The sequence below is a fragment of the Lacticaseibacillus kribbianus genome (assembly GCF_020180945.1).
GTDB classification, from domain to species: domain Bacteria; phylum Bacillota; class Bacilli; order Lactobacillales; family Lactobacillaceae; genus Lacticaseibacillus; species Lacticaseibacillus kribbianus.
Genome location: NZ_JAIPUL010000002.1, coordinates 89,010 through 104,898, shown reverse-complemented (window position 1 = coordinate 104,898; position 15,889 = coordinate 89,010). Strand labels below are relative to the sequence as shown.

Sequence of the window (15,889 nt, the reverse complement as noted above, 5' to 3'; positions counted from 1 at the left end):
AAGGTGGTGCACGAAGCAAAACCCGCTTCATGCACCACCCCTGCGCTACGCGGCCTGCTAAGCCCGCGGTTTTCCACGCGCTACATATTCAGTATCCACATGAACCCGATGAAGACGAAGAACAGGCCGTACATGATCGGCGAGACCTCCTTGCCGCGCTTGGCGGCGATCATCGTGATCGGGTAGAAGACGAACCCAAGCGCGATGCCGTCGGAGATGCTGTAGGTCAAAGGCATCCCGAGCAGAATCAGGAAGGACGGAATCGCGATTTCCAGCTGGCTCCAGTTGATCTGGCGCAGCGACTGCGCCATCAGCACCCCGACGATGATCAAAGCCGGCGCGGTGACCTGCGTCGTGACCACGGCCAAAAGCGGCGAGAAGAACAGGCCGAGCAGGAAGAAAATCCCGGTGACCACGGCGGTCAGGCCGCTGCGGCCGCCGACCGCGATGCCGGCGGAGCTTTCCACGAAGGCGCCGACCGGGCTGGTGCCCAGCAGCGACCCGGCGAGCATGGCGGTGGAGTCGGAGGCCAACGCCTTGCCGACGCGCGGCATCTTGTTGTCCTTCATGAAGCCGGCCTGGTTGGCCAGGCCGACCAGCGTGCCGGCGGTGTCAAAGAAGGTGACCAGAAGGAAGGTCAGCACCACGACCACCAGCTGCAGCGAGTTGATGTCGCCGACGTGTTTGACGGCCACCAGGAAGGTCGGCGCAAGCGACGGCGCGCCGGACACGATGGCGCTCGGCGCGTGGATCAGGCCGGTCGCCAGACCCAGGATGGTGGTCAGGACCATGCCGATGAAAATGCCCCCCGGAACCTTTTTGACCATCAAAATGGCCGTGACGATCAGGCCGAACACGGTCAGCCAGGTGGTCCCGACGCTGAGCGACCCGAGGCCGACCAGCGTGGACTTGTTGGCGACGATCAGGCCGCCGTCGGACAACCCGAGGAACGCGATGAACAGCCCGATGCCCCCGGAGATTGCGTACTTCAGGTCGGCGGGAATCGCGTCGATGATCATCTCGCGCAGCTTGAAGATCGTGATGACGATGAAGATCAGGGCGGCGACGAACACGCCGGCCAGCGCGGTTTCCCACGGAATCTTCATGCCGATGCAGACCGAGTAGGCGAAAAAGGCGTTGATGCCAAGCGCCGGGGCGGTCGCGATCGGGTACTTCGCGAGGATCCCCATCAGCATGCACCCAAGGGCCGAGGCCAGGGCGGTCGCGGTGAACACCGCGCCCTTATCCATCCCCGAAGCGCCCAGTACGGATGGATTGACGAACAGAATGTAGGCCATCGAGATGAACGTGGTGAACCCCGCCAGGATTTCGCGGCGGACGGTCGTGTTCAGTTCTCGAATCTCGAAGTAGGCCAGCAGCTTCTCTTTCATGTGTAAAATTGCCTCCAAAACACGAACTATATTTTTGCAATGCACTGCTTATCTTATAATATTTCGAACGTTGTGTAAAGGTGAACGTGAACACACGGTGGTTCCCGAATATTGTTCGGAATTGGCGGCCGGGCCACGGCAGGTGCCGGCGAACAACTCGAGTCCGCTCCCCCGCCCCACTTTCGCACCCGTTGCGCCGGGCTACTCCCCAGCGGCGTAAAACGTGCAGCGACCCCCGCTGGAATCATGATCTGCCAGTGACGAGTCAACCCCATCGTCGGGCTCCGCGGGGCAACGCGGGCTCGCATAGCTAGCACCGGCGCTTGGGGCCAAGTGCGCCCCAAGCACCAGCGCTACGCTATGCGGCCCGCTAAGTCCGCCCCGTTCCGCCCTGGTACGCAAAAAGAGCTTCGCCCCACCATCCAGCGAATGGATGGTGACGCGAAGCTCTTTAGTGGATCCGGTGCAGCGCCAGGAACTTAGTCGGCGATGCGGCGAACCATAACATTGTTGGTGGAGCCTGCCTCGTACAAGGGCAAGCCGGCCACGATGACGACAACGTCACCCTTCGCCAGCTGACCGTTGGCAACAAGCTTCTCTTCGGCCTGGGCAACCAGGGCTTCGAATTCGGCACCCTTTTCAACCACGAGCGGGGTCACGTTCCAGGACAGAAGCAGGCTGGACGCCGTGCGTTCGTCGTAGGTCACGGCCAGGATTGGGGCTTCAGGCTTGAAGCGGGAAATCTGGCGCGCGGTGTAGCCGCTGGCGGTCAGCGCGATGATGGCCTTGGCGGAGACGCGCTCTGCGGCGGTCACAGCGGCGATCGCCGTCGTGGTGGTGATGGAGCCGGAGGTCTTCAGTTCTTCCAGAACCGGGGAGTGCTTCGGCAGCATCTTGTCGGCGCGCTCGTCGATCACGGCCATGGTGTGGACGGATTCGATCGGGTAGTCACCGTTGGCGGATTCGCCGGACAGCATGGTGGCATCGGTGCCCTGCAGAACGGCGAAGGCAACGTCGGTCACTTCGGCGCGGGTCGGACGCGGGTTCTCCTGCATGGAGTCGAGCATCTGGGTCGCGGTGATCACCGGCTTGCCGGCCAGGTTGCACTTGTGGATGAGCATCTGCTCAACGGCAGGCACTTCCTCGTAAGGAATCTCGATCCCCATGTCGCCACGGGCAACCATGATGCCGTCGGACATCTCAAGGATGGCGTCGGAGTTGTCGATACCTTCCTGGGATTCGATCTTTGGGATCACGAGAACGTCTTCGCCACCGACTTCGGCCAGCACGTCGCGGATTTCCTGAACATCGGAAGTCTTGCGCACGAAGGATGCGGCGATGAAGTTGATGCCCTGCTTGACGCCGAAGCGGATGTCGTCCTTGTCCTTTTCGGTGATGCCCTTCAGCTGAAGGGAGACACCAGGGGAGTTAACGCCCTTCTTGGAGCCCAGGATGGCCGGGTTTTGCACTTCAAGGATCAGGGCGCGGTTGGCCTCATCCTTTTCGATGATCACGGTGTCCAAAAGGCCGTCGTCGAACAGCACGTGGTGGCCGACATTGACGTCGTCGTAAAGACCGCCGTATGTAATGTCAACGGCACCCTTTTTGCTCAAAGCGCCGGTGTTCATGGTCAGGGTGATCTTGTCGCCCTTCTCGTAGCTCACCTTGCCGCCGTCGGTCGTGGCCGTCGTGCGGATCTCGGCGCCCTTGGTGTCGAGCATCAGGCCAACCTTCACGCCGGTTTCCTTCATGGCTTGCTTGACCAGGTTCATGCGGCCGAGCTGCTCTTCGTGATCGCCGTGAGAGAAGTTGAAGCGGAAAATGTTGGCCCCGGCGCCGATCAGCGCCTTAATCGTCTTCAGGTCGTTGGACGCTGGGCCCAGGGTGGAGACGATCTTCGTCTTACGCATAAATGTATTCCTCCATATTGTTGACAGTCGATGCGCAATTCGCATCACACTACAATTCTAAAGATTTCTGGCAGCATTTTCAACGGTTGATGTGAAGTCTATCATTTGTTGCCGCAGCTGCCTGCCGAGGCGGCCGCAAACCCGCGCCCCGCCTGGCCTCGCACCGCATTCGCGGGTCGCAATATTGCGGCCGAATTCGCCGCGATTGGCCGCGGCGCGCGCGGTGGTCGACCGCGACTGGTTCACCGCAGCAAATAACTTGACAGGCGCATCAGAAATCGCTTAAGCTAGTGATAACGAATTGCATATGAAAAACGGTTGGGCGCAAGCTTCAAGAACCGCTTCCCTGGGGAGGGAGGCCATCTTGTCGCTTGCGCCTTTTTGCCGTCTCGGCGGGCCGGGCGGCTGGGTCTGCGGTCGCCACCGCGGGCGCAACCGCCGGCGGCCCGCAAAGGCCACACGCCGCGCCGCCACCAAGGTCGCGGCGGTCGCAGCCCGCACCCGCGGCCACGAGGCCAGACCCGCGCCGGCCGCAGCCCGCACCGCAGTTCGTCGCCCCACCATTTTATTCGCACCGCCATCATAGGAGGACCCCCATGTCAGACTACTTCCACCAGCACAAGCAGGACGTCCTGGACGACCTGCACACCGACCGCACCCACGGGCTGACCCAGGCCGCCGCCGCCGAGCGGCTGGCCAAGGACGGCCAAAACGCCCTGCCGACGCCGCCCGCGCCGAGCGCCTGGCGCCAGTTCGCCGCCAGCCTCAAGGAGCCCCTGGTGATCATCCTGTTCATCGCCGTGGGGCTGGCCCTGGGCTCGGCCGCGTACGACTTCGCCGTCACCGGCGACCGGACCCACGGCGCCGCCGCGCTGTACGAGGCCGCCGCCATCCTGCTTTTGATCGGCGTCAACTCCGGGCTGGGCTTTTGGCAGGCGCGCCAGGCCGAGAAGTCCCTGGCCGCGCTGAAAACGATGAACGACCACCACGCGACGGTGCTGCGCGACGGCGACTGGGCGCAGATCAGCGCCTCAGACCTCGTGCCCGGCGACATCGTGACGGTCAAAACCGGCGACTTCATCGAGGCCGACGTGCGCTTTTTGCACTGCGCGGAGCTTGCCGTCAACGAGTCGCACCTGACCGGCGAGGCCGAGCCGATTCTCAAGCAGACCCACGCGCTGGCCGGCGACGTGGCGCTCGGCGACCGCACCAATATGGGCTACTCCGGCTCGATGGTGACCGGCGGCAACGCGCTGGGCGTCGTCGTCGCGACCGGCGCGCACACGGAGCTCGGCCGCATCGCCAAGCTGTTGACCCAGGTGACCACCAAGAAGACCCCGATCGAGCGCACCATCGCCGCCTTGACCCGCAAGCTGATGGTGGTCGCGCTGGCCGTGGTCGTGTTCACCCTCGGCCTCGAGCTGGCCAAGGCGTACCTCGCGACCGGCACCCTGTCCTTCGCCGCCGTCGCCGAGTCCTTGTCCACCGCCATCGCGCTGGCCGTCGCGGCGATCCCCGACGCCTTGCCGGCCGTCCTGTCGATCGTCTTGACCATCGGCGCGACCATGCTGGCGAAAAACCGCGGCCTGATCAAGTCGCTGAACGCCGTGGAGACGCTCGGCGCGACCTCCTTCATCGCCTCGGACAAGACCGGCACCCTGACGCAAAACCAGATGACCGTCACCCGCTTTTGGGCCAACGGCGAGAACTTCGCGGTCGAGGGCAGCGGCCTTGACCCGGTCGGCGAGATCCTGCCGGAGGACGAGGCGGCGCGCCGCCTGGCCGCGGCCGCAGGCGACGCGGCCCGCAGCGCTGCCGCCCCGGACAGCGCAACCACCGACACCGCGGCGGCGCCCTACCACCGCTTCATCCTCGCCAGCGTGCTGAACAACGAGGCCGCCATCACCGAGGACGACGACGGCAAAAAGGCGCCGTACGGCAACCCGACCGACGTCGCGCTGGTCGTGATGGGGCACAAGGCCGGCATCGACCGCGACCGCCTTTTGGCCAAGGATAACGACCTGGACATCGAGATTGTGCGCGTGCTGCCGTTCGACTCCACGCGCAAGATGATGAGCGTGGTGATCAAGGACGGCGCGCAGTACCAGGTGCTGACCAAGGGCGCGCCGGACGTGGTGCTCGCCCACACCGACCATGTGTCGCTGCAAAACGTGCTGGTGCCGGTGGCGGCCGCGCGCGCGCAGGTCGAGACGCAGGTGCTCAGCTTTGCCGAGGAGGCACTGCGCACCATCGCCGTGACGGTGCGCGACATCGACCGCGACCTCGCGCTGCACGGCGACACGGCGGCGCTTGAGCAGCACCTGACGCTGCTCGGGGTGGCCGGCATCATCGACCCGCCGCGGCCCGAGGTGCGCCAAAGCGTGGCCGAGCTGCAGGCCGCCGGCGTCGCCGTGGTGATGATCACCGGCGACCACGAAGTCACCGCGCGCGCCATCGCCGTGCGCCTGGGCATCGTGGCCGACAACACGGCCCGCGTGGTGACCGGCCGCCAGCTGGCCGCGATGAGCGACGATGATTTGTTCCGCCTGGCGCCGGACATCCGCGTCTACGCCCGCGTGTCACCGGAGCACAAGCAGCGCATCGTGCGCGCCCTCCAGCGCCACCAGGAGGTCGTGGCGATGACCGGCGACGGCATCAACGACGCCCCCGCCCTGCGCGCCGCCGACATCGGCATCGCGATGGGCATCAACGGCACCGAGGTGACCAAGGACGCCGCCGACCTGATTCTGCTCGACGACAAGTTCACCACGATCGAAAACTCGGTGCGCGCCGGCCGGACCATTTTCGGCAACATCCAGAACTTCATGCGCCACGAGCTGACCACCAACGTCGCCGAGGTGCTCGCGCTGCTGTTCGGCGTGCTCCTGATGACGCAGCCGGTCGGCCAGGTCGCCGCAACCACGCCGACGCTGACCGCCCTGATGGTGCTGTGGGTGAACATGGTGTCCGATGCCCTGCCGAGCTTCGCTTTGGGCTACGACGTGCCGGAGGCCGACCTGATGCGGCGGCCGCCGCGCGACGTCCACGCCTCGATCCTCAGCGGCATGCTCGGCCGCATCGTCCTGCGCGGCGTCGTGATGGGCGGGCTGGTGTACCTGGCCTTCCTCTGGGGCGCCCACGCCGGCATGGCGCCGGCTGAGGCCCAGACCCTCGCCTTTTTGACCCTCGTGTTCGGCCAGCTGTGGCACGTCTTCGACGCGCGCAGCCAGCGGACGCTGTTCGCCCGCAATCCGCTGGCCAACGGCAAGCTGCTGCTCGCCGTCGGCTTCGCCGCCGCGACCAGCCTGCTGGTGACCGTCTTCCCGTTCTTCAACGCGGTGATGGGCACGGCGCCTTTGTCCGGCTGGCTGTATGCCGGCGTGATCGTCCTGCCGGCGATTCCGACCTTCGTGCTGTCCGGCATCAAGGAGCTGTGGCTGCGCCGCCGCCGCACCCCGAACGCCGGCGAGCCGGCGGTGCCGGCCACCGACTGAGTCCACGTCAAAACGCACGCGCCGGTCACCCAATCGTGGTGGCCAGCGCGTGCGTTATTTGTCGTCAAGTCAAAAATCGATTCGCGGTCGCGATCCGCCTCGGCCCCCCGCCGGAAAACCGCGGCGCGGCCGGGCGGCGGTCAGGCCGCCAGCACCAGTCCCAGCAGCCCGGCGGCCACCACCAGCGCGACGACGACCGCGACCAGCCCGGTGCGGCCGCGCTGCGGCGTGCGGTCGGCGCGCACCGGCGTGTGCTCCGTCGCGTAGCCCTGACCCTTGGCCCGGTACGAGGTGCGAATCGTGCGGCGCGGCCGGTGTCCGCGCACCGCCAGCACCAGGATTAGCGCAATCACCGCCCCCAAAAGCAGCCCGCTGGCCGCCGGGTGGGCAAAAAGGCCGCCGAACCCGAGGTGCAGGCCGCCCGTGCCGGGCTCCAGGGCCTTGACCAGCGCCGTGGCGCCGTCCACCAGCGGGCCGATGAAGGCCACGAAGACCGCGCCTGCCACGGCCACCGCCTTGGTCGCCGGATTCTTCGCCTTTCTCTCTCTGTACTCGTGCCTTGCCGCCATCGCGCTCACCTCCTCTTCCATTATGACGTAAGCGCTGCCACTTCGCAATCGGCGCCGCCAAGATAAAAGCGGTTGTCTTTTGCGCTTCAATTGGCCTACAATTCTAGTGATAAGCACCGCCGCCGCGGCGGTGAACCCGGGCACGCGCGCGCCCCACACGAGGTGATCACATGAATGTTTTTCACGCCTTAAAACTGCTCCGGCTGGAACACCAGCCGCTCAACCACAGCCAGGTCGTCATCACCGACGCCAGCGGCAAGCCGGACGCCGCCATGAGCGACCTGCTGGCGGACTGCCTGAGCAAGATCGACATTTTCGCGGACCTGCGCACCGTCGACTCCGTCAGCGACGTCATCGACGACCTGCACCTCCTGACGCCGCTGCCCTACGACGTGCTGGAGGAGTACCAGAAAATCCTCGAGCAGCCGATCGACGCCGTCAACCTGGCCCCGCACAAGGGCCTGGTCGAGCTGGTGTACCGCGAGCTGGCCTGAGCCACCCAACACAAACGCGCCGGTGCCTTTCCCGAAAACGGGAAGACACCGGCGCGTTTTTGGCGTCACTCGGCTTGGGTCTGTGCTTGATTGGCGGCCGCCTGCTCGAGCTCGCGCGTCAACCGCGCCACCGTGGCGTCGGCCGGGTAGAACTGCAGGTTGTCCGGACGGGTCAGCTGCCAGTCGATGGCGCCGTAGCTGGTGCGCCGGCTCAAGTCGCTCGCGTCCACGCCGAGCGCATCCGCGAGCTGCCAAAGCCGCGCCAGGTCGCGGCGGCGCGCCGCCGTCACGCGGCTGGACACCAGCCAGAGCACGACGCCCCACAGCAAATACGACACCAGCATCGACGCGCGGAAGCCGAGGAACTGGTCGAACACCAGCCGCAGCAGCCCGCCGCCGAAGATCAGGATGATGGTCTCGATGAGAACCAGGGTGCGCTTTGTCATCGTCGTCGCCTAGTGCAGGAAGCCCTTGGCCCGCAGCGCGTCGGCACTGGCCTGGTCGGACGGCGCGAAGCCCTTGTTGATCAGGCCCCTGACGTACATGCCATTGTAAATGAACGCGAAGATGATGCTGATCACGCCGATCGAGATGCCCCAGGTGAAGGTGCCGGTGGCGATCTGCAGCAGAGCGATGATCAGTGCCCACGTCCAGTCACCGCGAAACAGCGCCGGGAAGAAGCCGAAGAAAAGGGTGGTCCAGGAGAAGCCGATCTTGGTCTGCTTCACCGCGTGGGTGGTCGGGTGGGTCATGCTGATGTGCATAGTGCTGCCTCCAAGGATTTGATTACTTCAATCATAGCACAAGCGCACGGCGCGCCGCGGCGAATTTTTTTGCTTGACGGCGGCCGCGGCGGGGCTGACCCAGCAGCAGCTGGCCGACCTGTGCCACGTGTCCGCGCGCACCATCATCTCAATCGAAAAGGGGCAGTACAGCCCCAGCCTGATGCTGGCCTACCGCATGGCGCAGGTGTTTCAGACCGACGTCGAGACCCTGTGCCGCCTGGCCGAGAACAAGGAAATGGAGGATCGAGAGATTGAAAATCTATAACGTCAAGGGCCTGGCCACCGGTCTGGGCCTGATTGCCATGGGTATCGTGCTGACCGTGCTGGCCGTGATCAAGCCGCAGCCGGGCGTCGCCAACCTGATTCAAAACGTCGTGCTGATCGCCCTGTCGCTGATCCTCGGCGTCGCGGCCGTCGCCCGGGCGCTATCTAAGGGCGCCACCCACAGCGAGCGGCTGGCCGAGCGCGACGAGCGCCAGGTGCTAATCCGAATGCGCGCCAACACGCTGACCCTGAAGATCGTCGTCGGCGCCGCGGCGGTGGTCGCCCTGGCGCTGGCGGTCATCGACCGCGGTCGAGACGACTTGATCATGGGCATCATCACCGGCAGTCTGCTGACGCTGGGCGTCGCCTTCTGGGCGTGGGTCGGCGCGACCGCCCACTTCAACCGCAAGCTGTGAACACCGCCACAATTCAGTCTCCGGTCGCATGGCGCAGCCGCGGCGCCGCGGTACACTGGGCCTAGACCGGGCCGGGCAGCCCGGATTTTTGGAGGGAGCAACTATGGAAGAACACTTACCGCAACAGATCAAGCAGGTCTGGCGCATCGGCGCCGGGCTGGCCCTTGTGTGGTGGCTGGCCGTCACAGTCGGCCTGCTCGTCGCCAACCGGCTGTGGGGCTGGCCGCTGTGGCTGATTGCGATCAGCCTCGGCCTCGCGCTGGTTCACCCGAGCGCCGAGCTGGCCCTGATCCCCTACCGCTACGCATTCTGGCGCTTTCGCATCACCGACACCGCCGTCTACCTGAAGGAGGGCGCGCTTTTTCAAAAGGAGACGGCGATTCCCATCAGCCGCATCCAAAACGTGACCCTGTCGGCCGGGCCGATCCTGCGCGCCCACGGCCTGCAGCAGGTCGAAATCCAGACCGCCTCGACCTCCGACTCGCTGGCCGGCGTGACCGCGGAGGTGGCCGACCGGCTGCGCGACCGCATCCTGGCGCTGGCCAAGGAGGCGCGCGATGACGCCTAACCGCCTGCACCCGCTGGCCCTCGTCATCATGCTGGGCAAGGGCCTGTACGGCTGGGCCGCCATCGGCCTCGCCTCGGCCTGGGCGCTGCTGAAGGACGACGGCGCGCGCTTTTGGACGCTGCCGCTGCTCGGCGCCCTGCTGATTGCCTTCGTCGCCATCTACGTCGCGCGCTACCTGCGCTTCACCTACGTGCTGGGTGAAGACGCCATCACCATCAACTCGGGCCTGTTCGTGCGCAAAACGCGCCACATCCCCTACGCCAACATCCAGACCCTGCAGCGGTCGCAGTGGCTGATCCTCCAGCCGTTCGACCTACTCAGCCTGAGCATCGAGACCTCGAGCCACGAGGACAACGCCGCCGAGGCCACGCTGGTCGCGGTGCCGACCGCCGTGGCCGACCTGATTGAGCGCCGGCGCAAGCGCAGCGGCGCGCGGGTCGCGGCATCGGTCGGTGCGGCGGCCGATCCCGCGGCCGCCGACGACGAGGCGGCGCCGGCAAACGCGGACGCATCGGGCACGAGCGCGGACGAGCCGGGCGTGAACGCGGCCGCCGCGGAAGCGCCGACTGCGGATTTGGTGGCCACCGACGACGCGGGCACCGATGCGGCCGAGGCAGACGCGGCAGGCCGCCCCGCCGGACCCGAGTACCGCATTGCGGCCCGGGACCTGAACATCTACGCGCTGACCAGCATGGGCTTCGTGCCGGTCCTCGCCGTGCTCTGGTGGCTGTACGACAAGGCCGACGACATTCTGCCCAAGGACTGGGTGTCGGGCGCCGAGCGGCAGCTGGCCGCGCTGGCCGTCGTCGTGATCGTCGCACTGGTCATCGTGATTTTGCTGCTCGGGCTGGCCGCGGCCTACCTCGGCATTCTGCAGAAGTACTTCCGGTTCACCCTGCGCCGCGAGGGCCACACGCTGACCGCGACGCGCGGGCTTTTCACCCGCACCACCACCAGCGTGCGGCTCGACCGCATCCAGGCGGTGCGCGTCCGCGCGACGCTTCTCCGCCAGTGGTGCCACCTGGCCTCGGTGCAGGCGCTGACGGCGTCCAACGCCGCGGACGAGGAAAAGCAAGACGACCTGATGCTGATGCCGGTGGTGCAGGCGCCGCGGCTGCTTGAGGTGATGACGCCGTTCGTACCGTGGCTGCCAAGCGAGCTGCCGCCGCTGGCCGCACCGGCCGCCACCGCGCCGTTCGTGCGCAACGCCGGCCTGGGCTACCTCGTGCTGGGACTCGCCGGAAGCCTCGGCCTCCACTTCTGGCAGCCGCACTGGGTGCTCCCGGCGCTAATCGCCACCGCCGCGCTGGTGCTGGTCGGCCTCGTTCAGGGCCGCTACGCCGGCCGCACGCAGGGCATCGCCACCGTCGGGCCCCTTCTCATTATGCAGACCGGCTCGTGGGGCACGCGCCAGACCGACTTCGTGCGACGCGCCAACGTCCAGTCGCTGGCCGTGGAGCAGCCGCGATGGCTGCGGGCGCGCCGCCGCTGCCACCTGACCGTCAACCTGCGCAAGGGCAACGGGAACGAGGCCGTCGAGCTGCGCTACCTCGACCTCGCCACCGCCCAGATGATTCAGGACTGGTACCAGCCAAAATGAGTCCCGTTACGCCGCGTCACCCTCACCGGGTGGCGCGGCGTTTTGCGTTCTTACGCCCGGTTGGACCGCGCCGCGCCCGACGTCGCACCCCGATTGCGGCCACCGCTGCCAGCAGCGCCAGACCGCCGAGCGTCACCGCGGGCCGCGCAGCGGCGTCGGTCTGCGGCAGGTTGGTGTTGCCCGCCCGCGCGGTTTCACCGCCGGTCGCGGGCGGACCACCGTCCGTTTGCCCACCACCACCGGTTTGACCGCTGGAACCGGTTTGGCCACTGGCGCCGCCGGAGGTCTGGCCGCTGCCACCCGCGCTACCGCCGGTTTGGCCGCTGGAGCCGCCGCCGGACTGGCCACCTGAGCCGCCGCCGGACTGGCCACCTGAGCCGCCGCCCGGGGTCGGACCCGGCTGCGGCCGCGGCGTGCCGTCGTCGACGATGGTGAAGGTCGCCACCGATTGCTTGGCGTGAACGTGCTCGGGCGCCAGGCTGCCCAGCAGCAGGCCCGCGATCAGCAGCAAGGCGGCCAGCGCGTTAAGTCGGATCATCTTTTTTCCTCCTTCGGCGCCGCCACAGCACCAGCCACAGCAGGCCGAGTAGGAGCACCACGCCGGCGATGCTCAGCCACGGCCAGACCGGGACGGCGTCTGGCACCACCGCCTTGGCCGTGGTCGCCGCCTGCTTGGCCGTGACCGTGAAGCGCCGCGTGAAGTGCCAGCGGTAATCGCCCGCCACCGCCAGCAGGTCCAGGTCGTACTGGCCGGGCGCAAGCGCCGTCGTGAGCGGCAGTCCGAAGTCGAGGTGCGAGGTCGGCGCCATCGCGTAATTCGTCACGCTGCGGGTGACGGTCGCCTTGGTTTTGCCGGCCGGCGTCACCTTGGCCGTGATCGCCAGCTTGCCGAACAGCCGCGCCCGGTCGTTTTGAAGCGTCGCGAGCACGGCCGGCGCATTGTCCTGTGTGCCGACGGTGACCTGGCCCAGGTTGAGGTGCGGTGCCACCAGCTTCGGACTGTTTTGCATCTGAATGGCGACCATCATGGCAAAATGGTTCGCGACCGCCATGCCGGAGCCGCTGCCGCCGTAATCGGCCAGGTCCTCGACGTAGATGCCGCCCAGGATCTGCCCGTCAAAAGCCGCCGGCGGCAGCGCCACCGTGATGGTGACCTCCCGCCCCTGGTGCGCGGCCAGCGTGAAGTCGACCGGCGGCGAGCTCAGCTTGCTCAGCTGGTACTTGGCGGCGGGGTCGGTGGTTCCGCCCGGGGTGTAGCCGACCTCGCCGTTGGGCTGCGTGAAGGCGTCGGTCACCTGCAGGCGCAGGTTCTTGGGCGCGTCCGCGAGGTTGGCGACGGCCACCACGAGCTTGCGGGTGCTGCCGGGCGCCGCCTGCACCACGAAGTAGCCCTTCTCCATGGCCGCCGCAGGGCTGACCGGGGACACGGTGAAGCCCGCGCCCGCGGCCCGTGCCGGGCGTGGGGCGGTCAGCAGCAGTGCCGCCATGACGAGCAGCAGCCCACCCGCGAGGCCGCGCAGCGTGGCGCGCAGGACGCGGGCGGCACGACTGCCGCGGCGCGTTCGGTTGATGATTGTTGTCATGTGCTCACCTCCATGGGGTGACCGCGATAGCCAAACGAGCCGGTCGCCCGACCCGCTTGAGATCGCGGTCACTACGGCTGCGTCGGCGCCGCTGGTGTCGGGGTGCTCCCCAGCGTCCAGTTGATCACGGCCTCGTAGTCGCCGGCCACTGCCTTGATGTTTTGAGCCAGATCGAGTGACGCGTCAGAGTTGTAGGTGTTGTTACCCGCGCCGTGCCCAGCTTCGGCACTAATTGCGGTCGCCCCGGTCCCGGCAATGTCACCGCTTATAAGCTCACCCGGCATCTGAGGATCCACCGTCACTGGTGCACCGATATGCAACGTCAGTGAATTAATGTCGAGGGTATCGGTGCCGGTGCCGCCCTTAAAGTTGCCGGACTGGGCCGTGAGCGTCCAGCCGGCATTGTTGCCGCGGTAATCCGACACAGAGAGGGTGCCCTCGTAGTTTTGGCCGTCGTAAGTGCTTAGCCTCTTGGTCGGATCTCCTGCAAACGATTTCCTTGTCACTGGACCAGCGATAATCTCACTAATGTTCGCTTGGCCAAAATCATAGTTCGGCACTTGATCCAGCGTCAGCTTGCCGGCAATCAGCTCGAATGTGGCCGAGGAGGCCGCCGTTGCTTTGCCATTCTCATCTACGGCAAATCCCTCGCTCAAAGTCGGTATACTGATGTTGTTCTCTGCCGTCCCTGGTCCCGACCCCGTTACCGCCCGGCCGATAGCCACCGGGGCCGTTGCCAGCGCCGCCGTCAGTGCGATGGCGCCCAATACCTGCTTGCGCATGCTTATCTCTCCCTTCGCGTGTTCAAAGCTTGAGAATCCGTTTTCTCAAGTCGTGGTATCGTAACACGGCAGACAGTTTCCCGTCAATTTTTCAAGCATCTAAGATTAGTAAATAATATTATTAATAAATTTAGGCGACTCAGTCGGCAAGTATCCTCTTTAACGTCGCGTGTTCAGGCGCCCCAGAACAAAAATACGAGCCGACCCCGTCGACTCGCACGATAAATTATTTTGTTACGGCGCGCTCGGGGCCGCGCCAATCGGTCCTGCCGTCAGCGTCCACGTCACGGTCGCGGCGTATTGGCCGGCCACCGGCGCGGTGCGGGCCGCAAGCGCCAGGCGCGCGGTGACCGCAAAGTCCGTGGTGGACGTCGGCCCGTACAGCAGCGTCACCGGCTCGGCGCTGGGCACGCCAAGGGAGACGCGCTGTCCGGCCGCCGTCAGGGTCATGGTCGCCGGCCACGCGGGCGTGAAGCCCGTCGCCGCAACGCTCAGCTGCCACGGGCCCGGCGCGAGGCGGTCGTCCGCCACGCTGACCGTGCCGGTGGCCGCAAGCGTCGCACCGGCGAAGGCCTGCGCCACGGTGAAGGGCGCGCCGCTGGCCGGCGCGAAGGCGAGGTCCGGCACCGCCGTCAGCACCAGGGTGCCCGGGTCGTCCTCGACGTACAGGTACGCCAGGTTGCTGACGGCGCCGGCCTGGATCAGGTTGCCGTCGAGGTAGTAATCCGCGGTCGCCTGCACCGCGGTGGTCGCCTGCGCGTCGGCCACGGTCAGCGTCGGCCCGGTGCCGGCGGCCGCGCCGCCGACGGTCCACCGCACGTTTTTCACCGTCACCCGGTCCGGCAGCGTCAGCGAAAACTGCGCCGACCCGTCGCGCGTCACGGTGCGGTCCGGCAGGTCGGCCAGCACCTCGACCAGCGTGCCCAGCGACGCGGTGATTCCGTCGTAAAACGAGTGGCGCTGAATGGTCAGGCTGGCGCTCAGCTCCCGCAGGCCGACGGTGCCGGCGGGGTTGCTCAGCTGCTGGTAGTTGCGTAGCGCGAACCACCCGGTGCCGGTCAGCCGGTAGTCGGGGGCAATCGTGGGCGCGGTGTTCAGCAGCCCGACGTCCGCCGTCTGGCCGCGAAAAACCACCCGCGACGTCGCCGACAGCCGGCCGACGGGGCTTGGCACCACCAGCACCCAGAACAGCTGGGAGTGGTAGGCGTTGCCATTGTTGACCATGATGCTGACCTGGAAGGTGACCCAGGTCGGCGTCGTGATGGTGTCGTTGAAGGCCAGCTTGTAATCGATGAAGTCGTTGGCCGGCCAATACTGCATCGGCGTGTCCCAGACCACCCCGGGCTGCTCCCCGAATCCCCCGGGGTCGGTGCTGATGGTCACCGGACCGCTGCCGATGCGGCGCCGGGTCACGATTTTGTAGCCGGACAGGTAGTCCCCGCCCGCCTTGCGAAATGAGGCATAAAGGTGCAGATAGCCGAACCCGCGATTCACGAAGGCGGCGTACTTCTCCTCATCGGTGGGCGCGGACTCGACGCCAAGCATCGTGTAACCGTACCCCGACCAGTTCGGCTGGGTGCGAAACCCCGACCCGGTCGCCCCCTTCGCCGGCGACGGCGTCACGAACCCGGCCGGCGCCGTGATCGCGGACGGCACCGTCACCGCGGCCCTGGCCGCGCGCGGCGGCAGCAGGACCAGCGCCACGGCGAGCACGCCAATCAGGCCGAGGCCCAGCCCCAGTCGTCGCCACCAATGTCTGTCTCGCATGCGTTCGTCCCCCGGTTCCCAGTTTTGGATGCCCACTATATCAGGCCGCGCCGTAGCTGGCAAGTTGCCGAGGCCAAAGCCTATCGCACCGGGCCTGGCGGGCGCAAAAAAGGAGCGCCGCGGCGGGCGGCCGCCAAGCACCTGTCCCGCAGCCGGCGGTCTGACCGGCGGCCAGTGCCCCACCGCGAATCCGGCGGCCCAGTCCGTAGCCGGCTCCCCGACCCCGGCCGGGCGGCTCCCGCGCCGACCCCCGCCCGTGCGGCACC

The 15,889-nt window shown here is 66.7% G+C and carries 15 protein-coding genes; 6 read left to right on the top strand and 9 right to left on the bottom strand.

All coding sequences use genetic code 11. The features are described from left to right. Nucleotides 1-80: 80 nt before the first annotated feature. Both LE416_RS07815 and pyk read right to left on the bottom strand, forming a co-directional pair. Complete coding sequence (locus LE416_RS07815; protein ID WP_225047944.1) at nucleotides 81-1,391, bottom strand: NCS2 family permease; 1,311 nt, start codon at nucleotides 1,389-1,391, stop codon at nucleotides 81-83. A 479-nt stretch (nucleotides 1,392-1,870) separates the two neighbouring features. Continuing rightward, nucleotides 1,871-3,301 carry a pyruvate kinase gene (gene pyk / locus LE416_RS07810; protein ID WP_225047943.1) on the bottom strand — a complete coding sequence of 477 codons (1,431 nt, stop codon included), beginning with the start codon at nucleotides 3,299-3,301 and terminating at the stop codon, nucleotides 1,871-1,873. 596 nt (nucleotides 3,302-3,897) lie between these two features. Between pyk and LE416_RS07805 the strand changes: the two genes are divergently transcribed. Further along, nucleotides 3,898-6,795, top strand: coding sequence for a cation-translocating P-type ATPase (locus tag LE416_RS07805; protein ID WP_225047942.1), 2,898 nt, complete (start codon nucleotides 3,898-3,900; stop codon nucleotides 6,793-6,795). Between the two features lie 140 nt (nucleotides 6,796-6,935). Here LE416_RS07805 and LE416_RS07800 read toward each other — a convergent pair whose 3' ends face one another. After that, nucleotides 6,936-7,364 (bottom strand): hypothetical protein, encoded by a 429-nt coding sequence (locus LE416_RS07800; protein WP_225047941.1) that lies wholly within the window; start codon nucleotides 7,362-7,364, stop codon nucleotides 6,936-6,938. A 170-nt stretch (nucleotides 7,365-7,534) separates the two neighbouring features. On the opposite strand from LE416_RS07800, the gene LE416_RS07795 reads away from it, so the two are divergent. Further along, entirely contained in the window at nucleotides 7,535-7,858 is a 324-nt protein-coding gene (locus tag LE416_RS07795) for a hypothetical protein (protein WP_225047940.1), read from the top strand. A gap of 65 nt (nucleotides 7,859-7,923) precedes the next feature. Here the strand turns inward: LE416_RS07795 and LE416_RS07790 are convergent, their stop codons facing one another. Together LE416_RS07790 and LE416_RS07785 are read right to left on the bottom strand one after the other, a co-directional pair. Further along, nucleotides 7,924-8,304, bottom strand: coding sequence for a hypothetical protein (locus LE416_RS07790; RefSeq protein WP_225047939.1), 381 nt, complete (start codon nucleotides 8,302-8,304; stop codon nucleotides 7,924-7,926). A 9-nt stretch (nucleotides 8,305-8,313) separates the two neighbouring features. Further along, nucleotides 8,314-8,622, bottom strand: a complete 309-nt coding sequence (locus LE416_RS07785) for a DUF2628 domain-containing protein (protein WP_225047938.1) — start codon at nucleotides 8,620-8,622, stop codon at nucleotides 8,314-8,316. A gap of 73 nt (nucleotides 8,623-8,695) precedes the next feature. Between LE416_RS07785 and LE416_RS07780 the strand changes: the two genes are divergently transcribed. From LE416_RS07780 to LE416_RS07765, 4 genes are all read left to right on the top strand, one after another. Beyond that, nucleotides 8,696-8,908, top strand: a complete 213-nt coding sequence (locus tag LE416_RS07780) for a helix-turn-helix transcriptional regulator (protein WP_225047937.1) — start codon at nucleotides 8,696-8,698, stop codon at nucleotides 8,906-8,908. Further along, complete coding sequence (locus LE416_RS07775) at nucleotides 8,895-9,323, top strand: DUF2178 domain-containing protein (RefSeq protein ID WP_225047936.1); 429 nt, start codon at nucleotides 8,895-8,897, stop codon at nucleotides 9,321-9,323. The genes LE416_RS07780 and LE416_RS07775 overlap by 14 nt, the downstream gene beginning before the upstream one ends. Nucleotides 9,324-9,426: 103 nt before the next feature. Continuing rightward, nucleotides 9,427-9,891 (top strand): PH domain-containing protein, encoded by a 465-nt coding sequence (locus LE416_RS07770; RefSeq protein WP_225047935.1) that lies wholly within the window; start codon nucleotides 9,427-9,429, stop codon nucleotides 9,889-9,891. Beyond that, nucleotides 9,881-11,491, top strand: coding sequence for a PH domain-containing protein (locus LE416_RS07765; protein WP_225047934.1), 1,611 nt, complete (start codon nucleotides 9,881-9,883; stop codon nucleotides 11,489-11,491). Before LE416_RS07770 ends, LE416_RS07765 begins: the two co-directional genes overlap by 11 nt. 22 nt (nucleotides 11,492-11,513) lie before the next feature. On the opposite strand, the gene LE416_RS07760 is transcribed toward LE416_RS07765, so the two are convergent. From LE416_RS07760 to LE416_RS07745, 4 genes are all read right to left on the bottom strand, one after another. Continuing rightward, nucleotides 11,514-12,029, bottom strand: a complete 516-nt coding sequence (locus LE416_RS07760; RefSeq protein ID WP_225047933.1) for an LPXTG cell wall anchor domain-containing protein — start codon at nucleotides 12,027-12,029, stop codon at nucleotides 11,514-11,516. Next, the gene (locus LE416_RS07755; RefSeq protein WP_225047932.1) at nucleotides 12,016-13,074 is read right to left on the bottom strand and encodes a WxLIP family cell surface protein; all 1,059 of its coding nucleotides are present in this window, start codon (nucleotides 13,072-13,074) and stop codon (nucleotides 12,016-12,018) included. Before LE416_RS07755 ends, LE416_RS07760 begins: the two co-directional genes overlap by 14 nt. A 71-nt stretch (nucleotides 13,075-13,145) precedes the next feature. Next, entirely contained in the window at nucleotides 13,146-13,856 is a 711-nt protein-coding gene (locus LE416_RS07750) for a WxL domain-containing protein (protein ID WP_225047931.1), read from the bottom strand. Between the two features lie 234 nt (nucleotides 13,857-14,090). Then, the gene (locus LE416_RS07745; protein WP_225047930.1) at nucleotides 14,091-15,623 is read right to left on the bottom strand and encodes a hypothetical protein; all 1,533 of its coding nucleotides are present in this window, start codon (nucleotides 15,621-15,623) and stop codon (nucleotides 14,091-14,093) included. Between the last annotated feature and the right edge of the window lie 266 nt (nucleotides 15,624-15,889).

Excerpts from the sequence above, each read along its gene's own strand:
- LE416_RS07785 (WP_225047938.1), bottom strand. The coding sequence starts at position 8,622 with ATGCACATCAGCATGACCCACCCGACCACCCACGCGGTGAAGCAGACC.
- LE416_RS07760 (WP_225047933.1), bottom strand. The coding sequence starts at position 12,029 with ATGATCCGACTTAACGCGCTGGCCGCCTTGCTGCTGATCGCGGGCCTG.
- LE416_RS07745 (WP_225047930.1), bottom strand. The coding sequence starts at position 15,623 with ATGCGAGACAGACATTGGTGGCGACGACTGGGGCTGGGCCTCGGCCTG.
- LE416_RS07750 (WP_225047931.1), bottom strand. The coding sequence starts at position 13,856 with ATGCGCAAGCAGGTATTGGGCGCCATCGCACTGACGGCGGCGCTGGCA.
- LE416_RS07790 (WP_225047939.1), bottom strand. The coding sequence starts at position 8,304 with ATGACAAAGCGCACCCTGGTTCTCATCGAGACCATCATCCTGATCTTC.
- LE416_RS07800 (WP_225047941.1), bottom strand. The coding sequence starts at position 7,364 with ATGGCGGCAAGGCACGAGTACAGAGAGAGAAAGGCGAAGAATCCGGCG.
- LE416_RS07770 (WP_225047935.1), top strand. The coding sequence starts at position 9,427 with ATGGAAGAACACTTACCGCAACAGATCAAGCAGGTCTGGCGCATCGGC.
- LE416_RS07795 (WP_225047940.1), top strand. The coding sequence starts at position 7,535 with ATGAATGTTTTTCACGCCTTAAAACTGCTCCGGCTGGAACACCAGCCG.
- LE416_RS07805 (WP_225047942.1), top strand. The coding sequence starts at position 3,898 with ATGTCAGACTACTTCCACCAGCACAAGCAGGACGTCCTGGACGACCTG.
- LE416_RS07755 (WP_225047932.1), bottom strand. The coding sequence starts at position 13,074 with ATGACAACAATCATCAACCGAACGCGCCGCGGCAGTCGTGCCGCCCGC.
- pyk (WP_225047943.1), bottom strand. The coding sequence starts at position 3,301 with ATGCGTAAGACGAAGATCGTCTCCACCCTGGGCCCAGCGTCCAACGAC.
- LE416_RS07815 (WP_225047944.1), bottom strand. The coding sequence starts at position 1,391 with ATGAAAGAGAAGCTGCTGGCCTACTTCGAGATTCGAGAACTGAACACG.
- LE416_RS07765 (WP_225047934.1), top strand. The coding sequence starts at position 9,881 with ATGACGCCTAACCGCCTGCACCCGCTGGCCCTCGTCATCATGCTGGGC.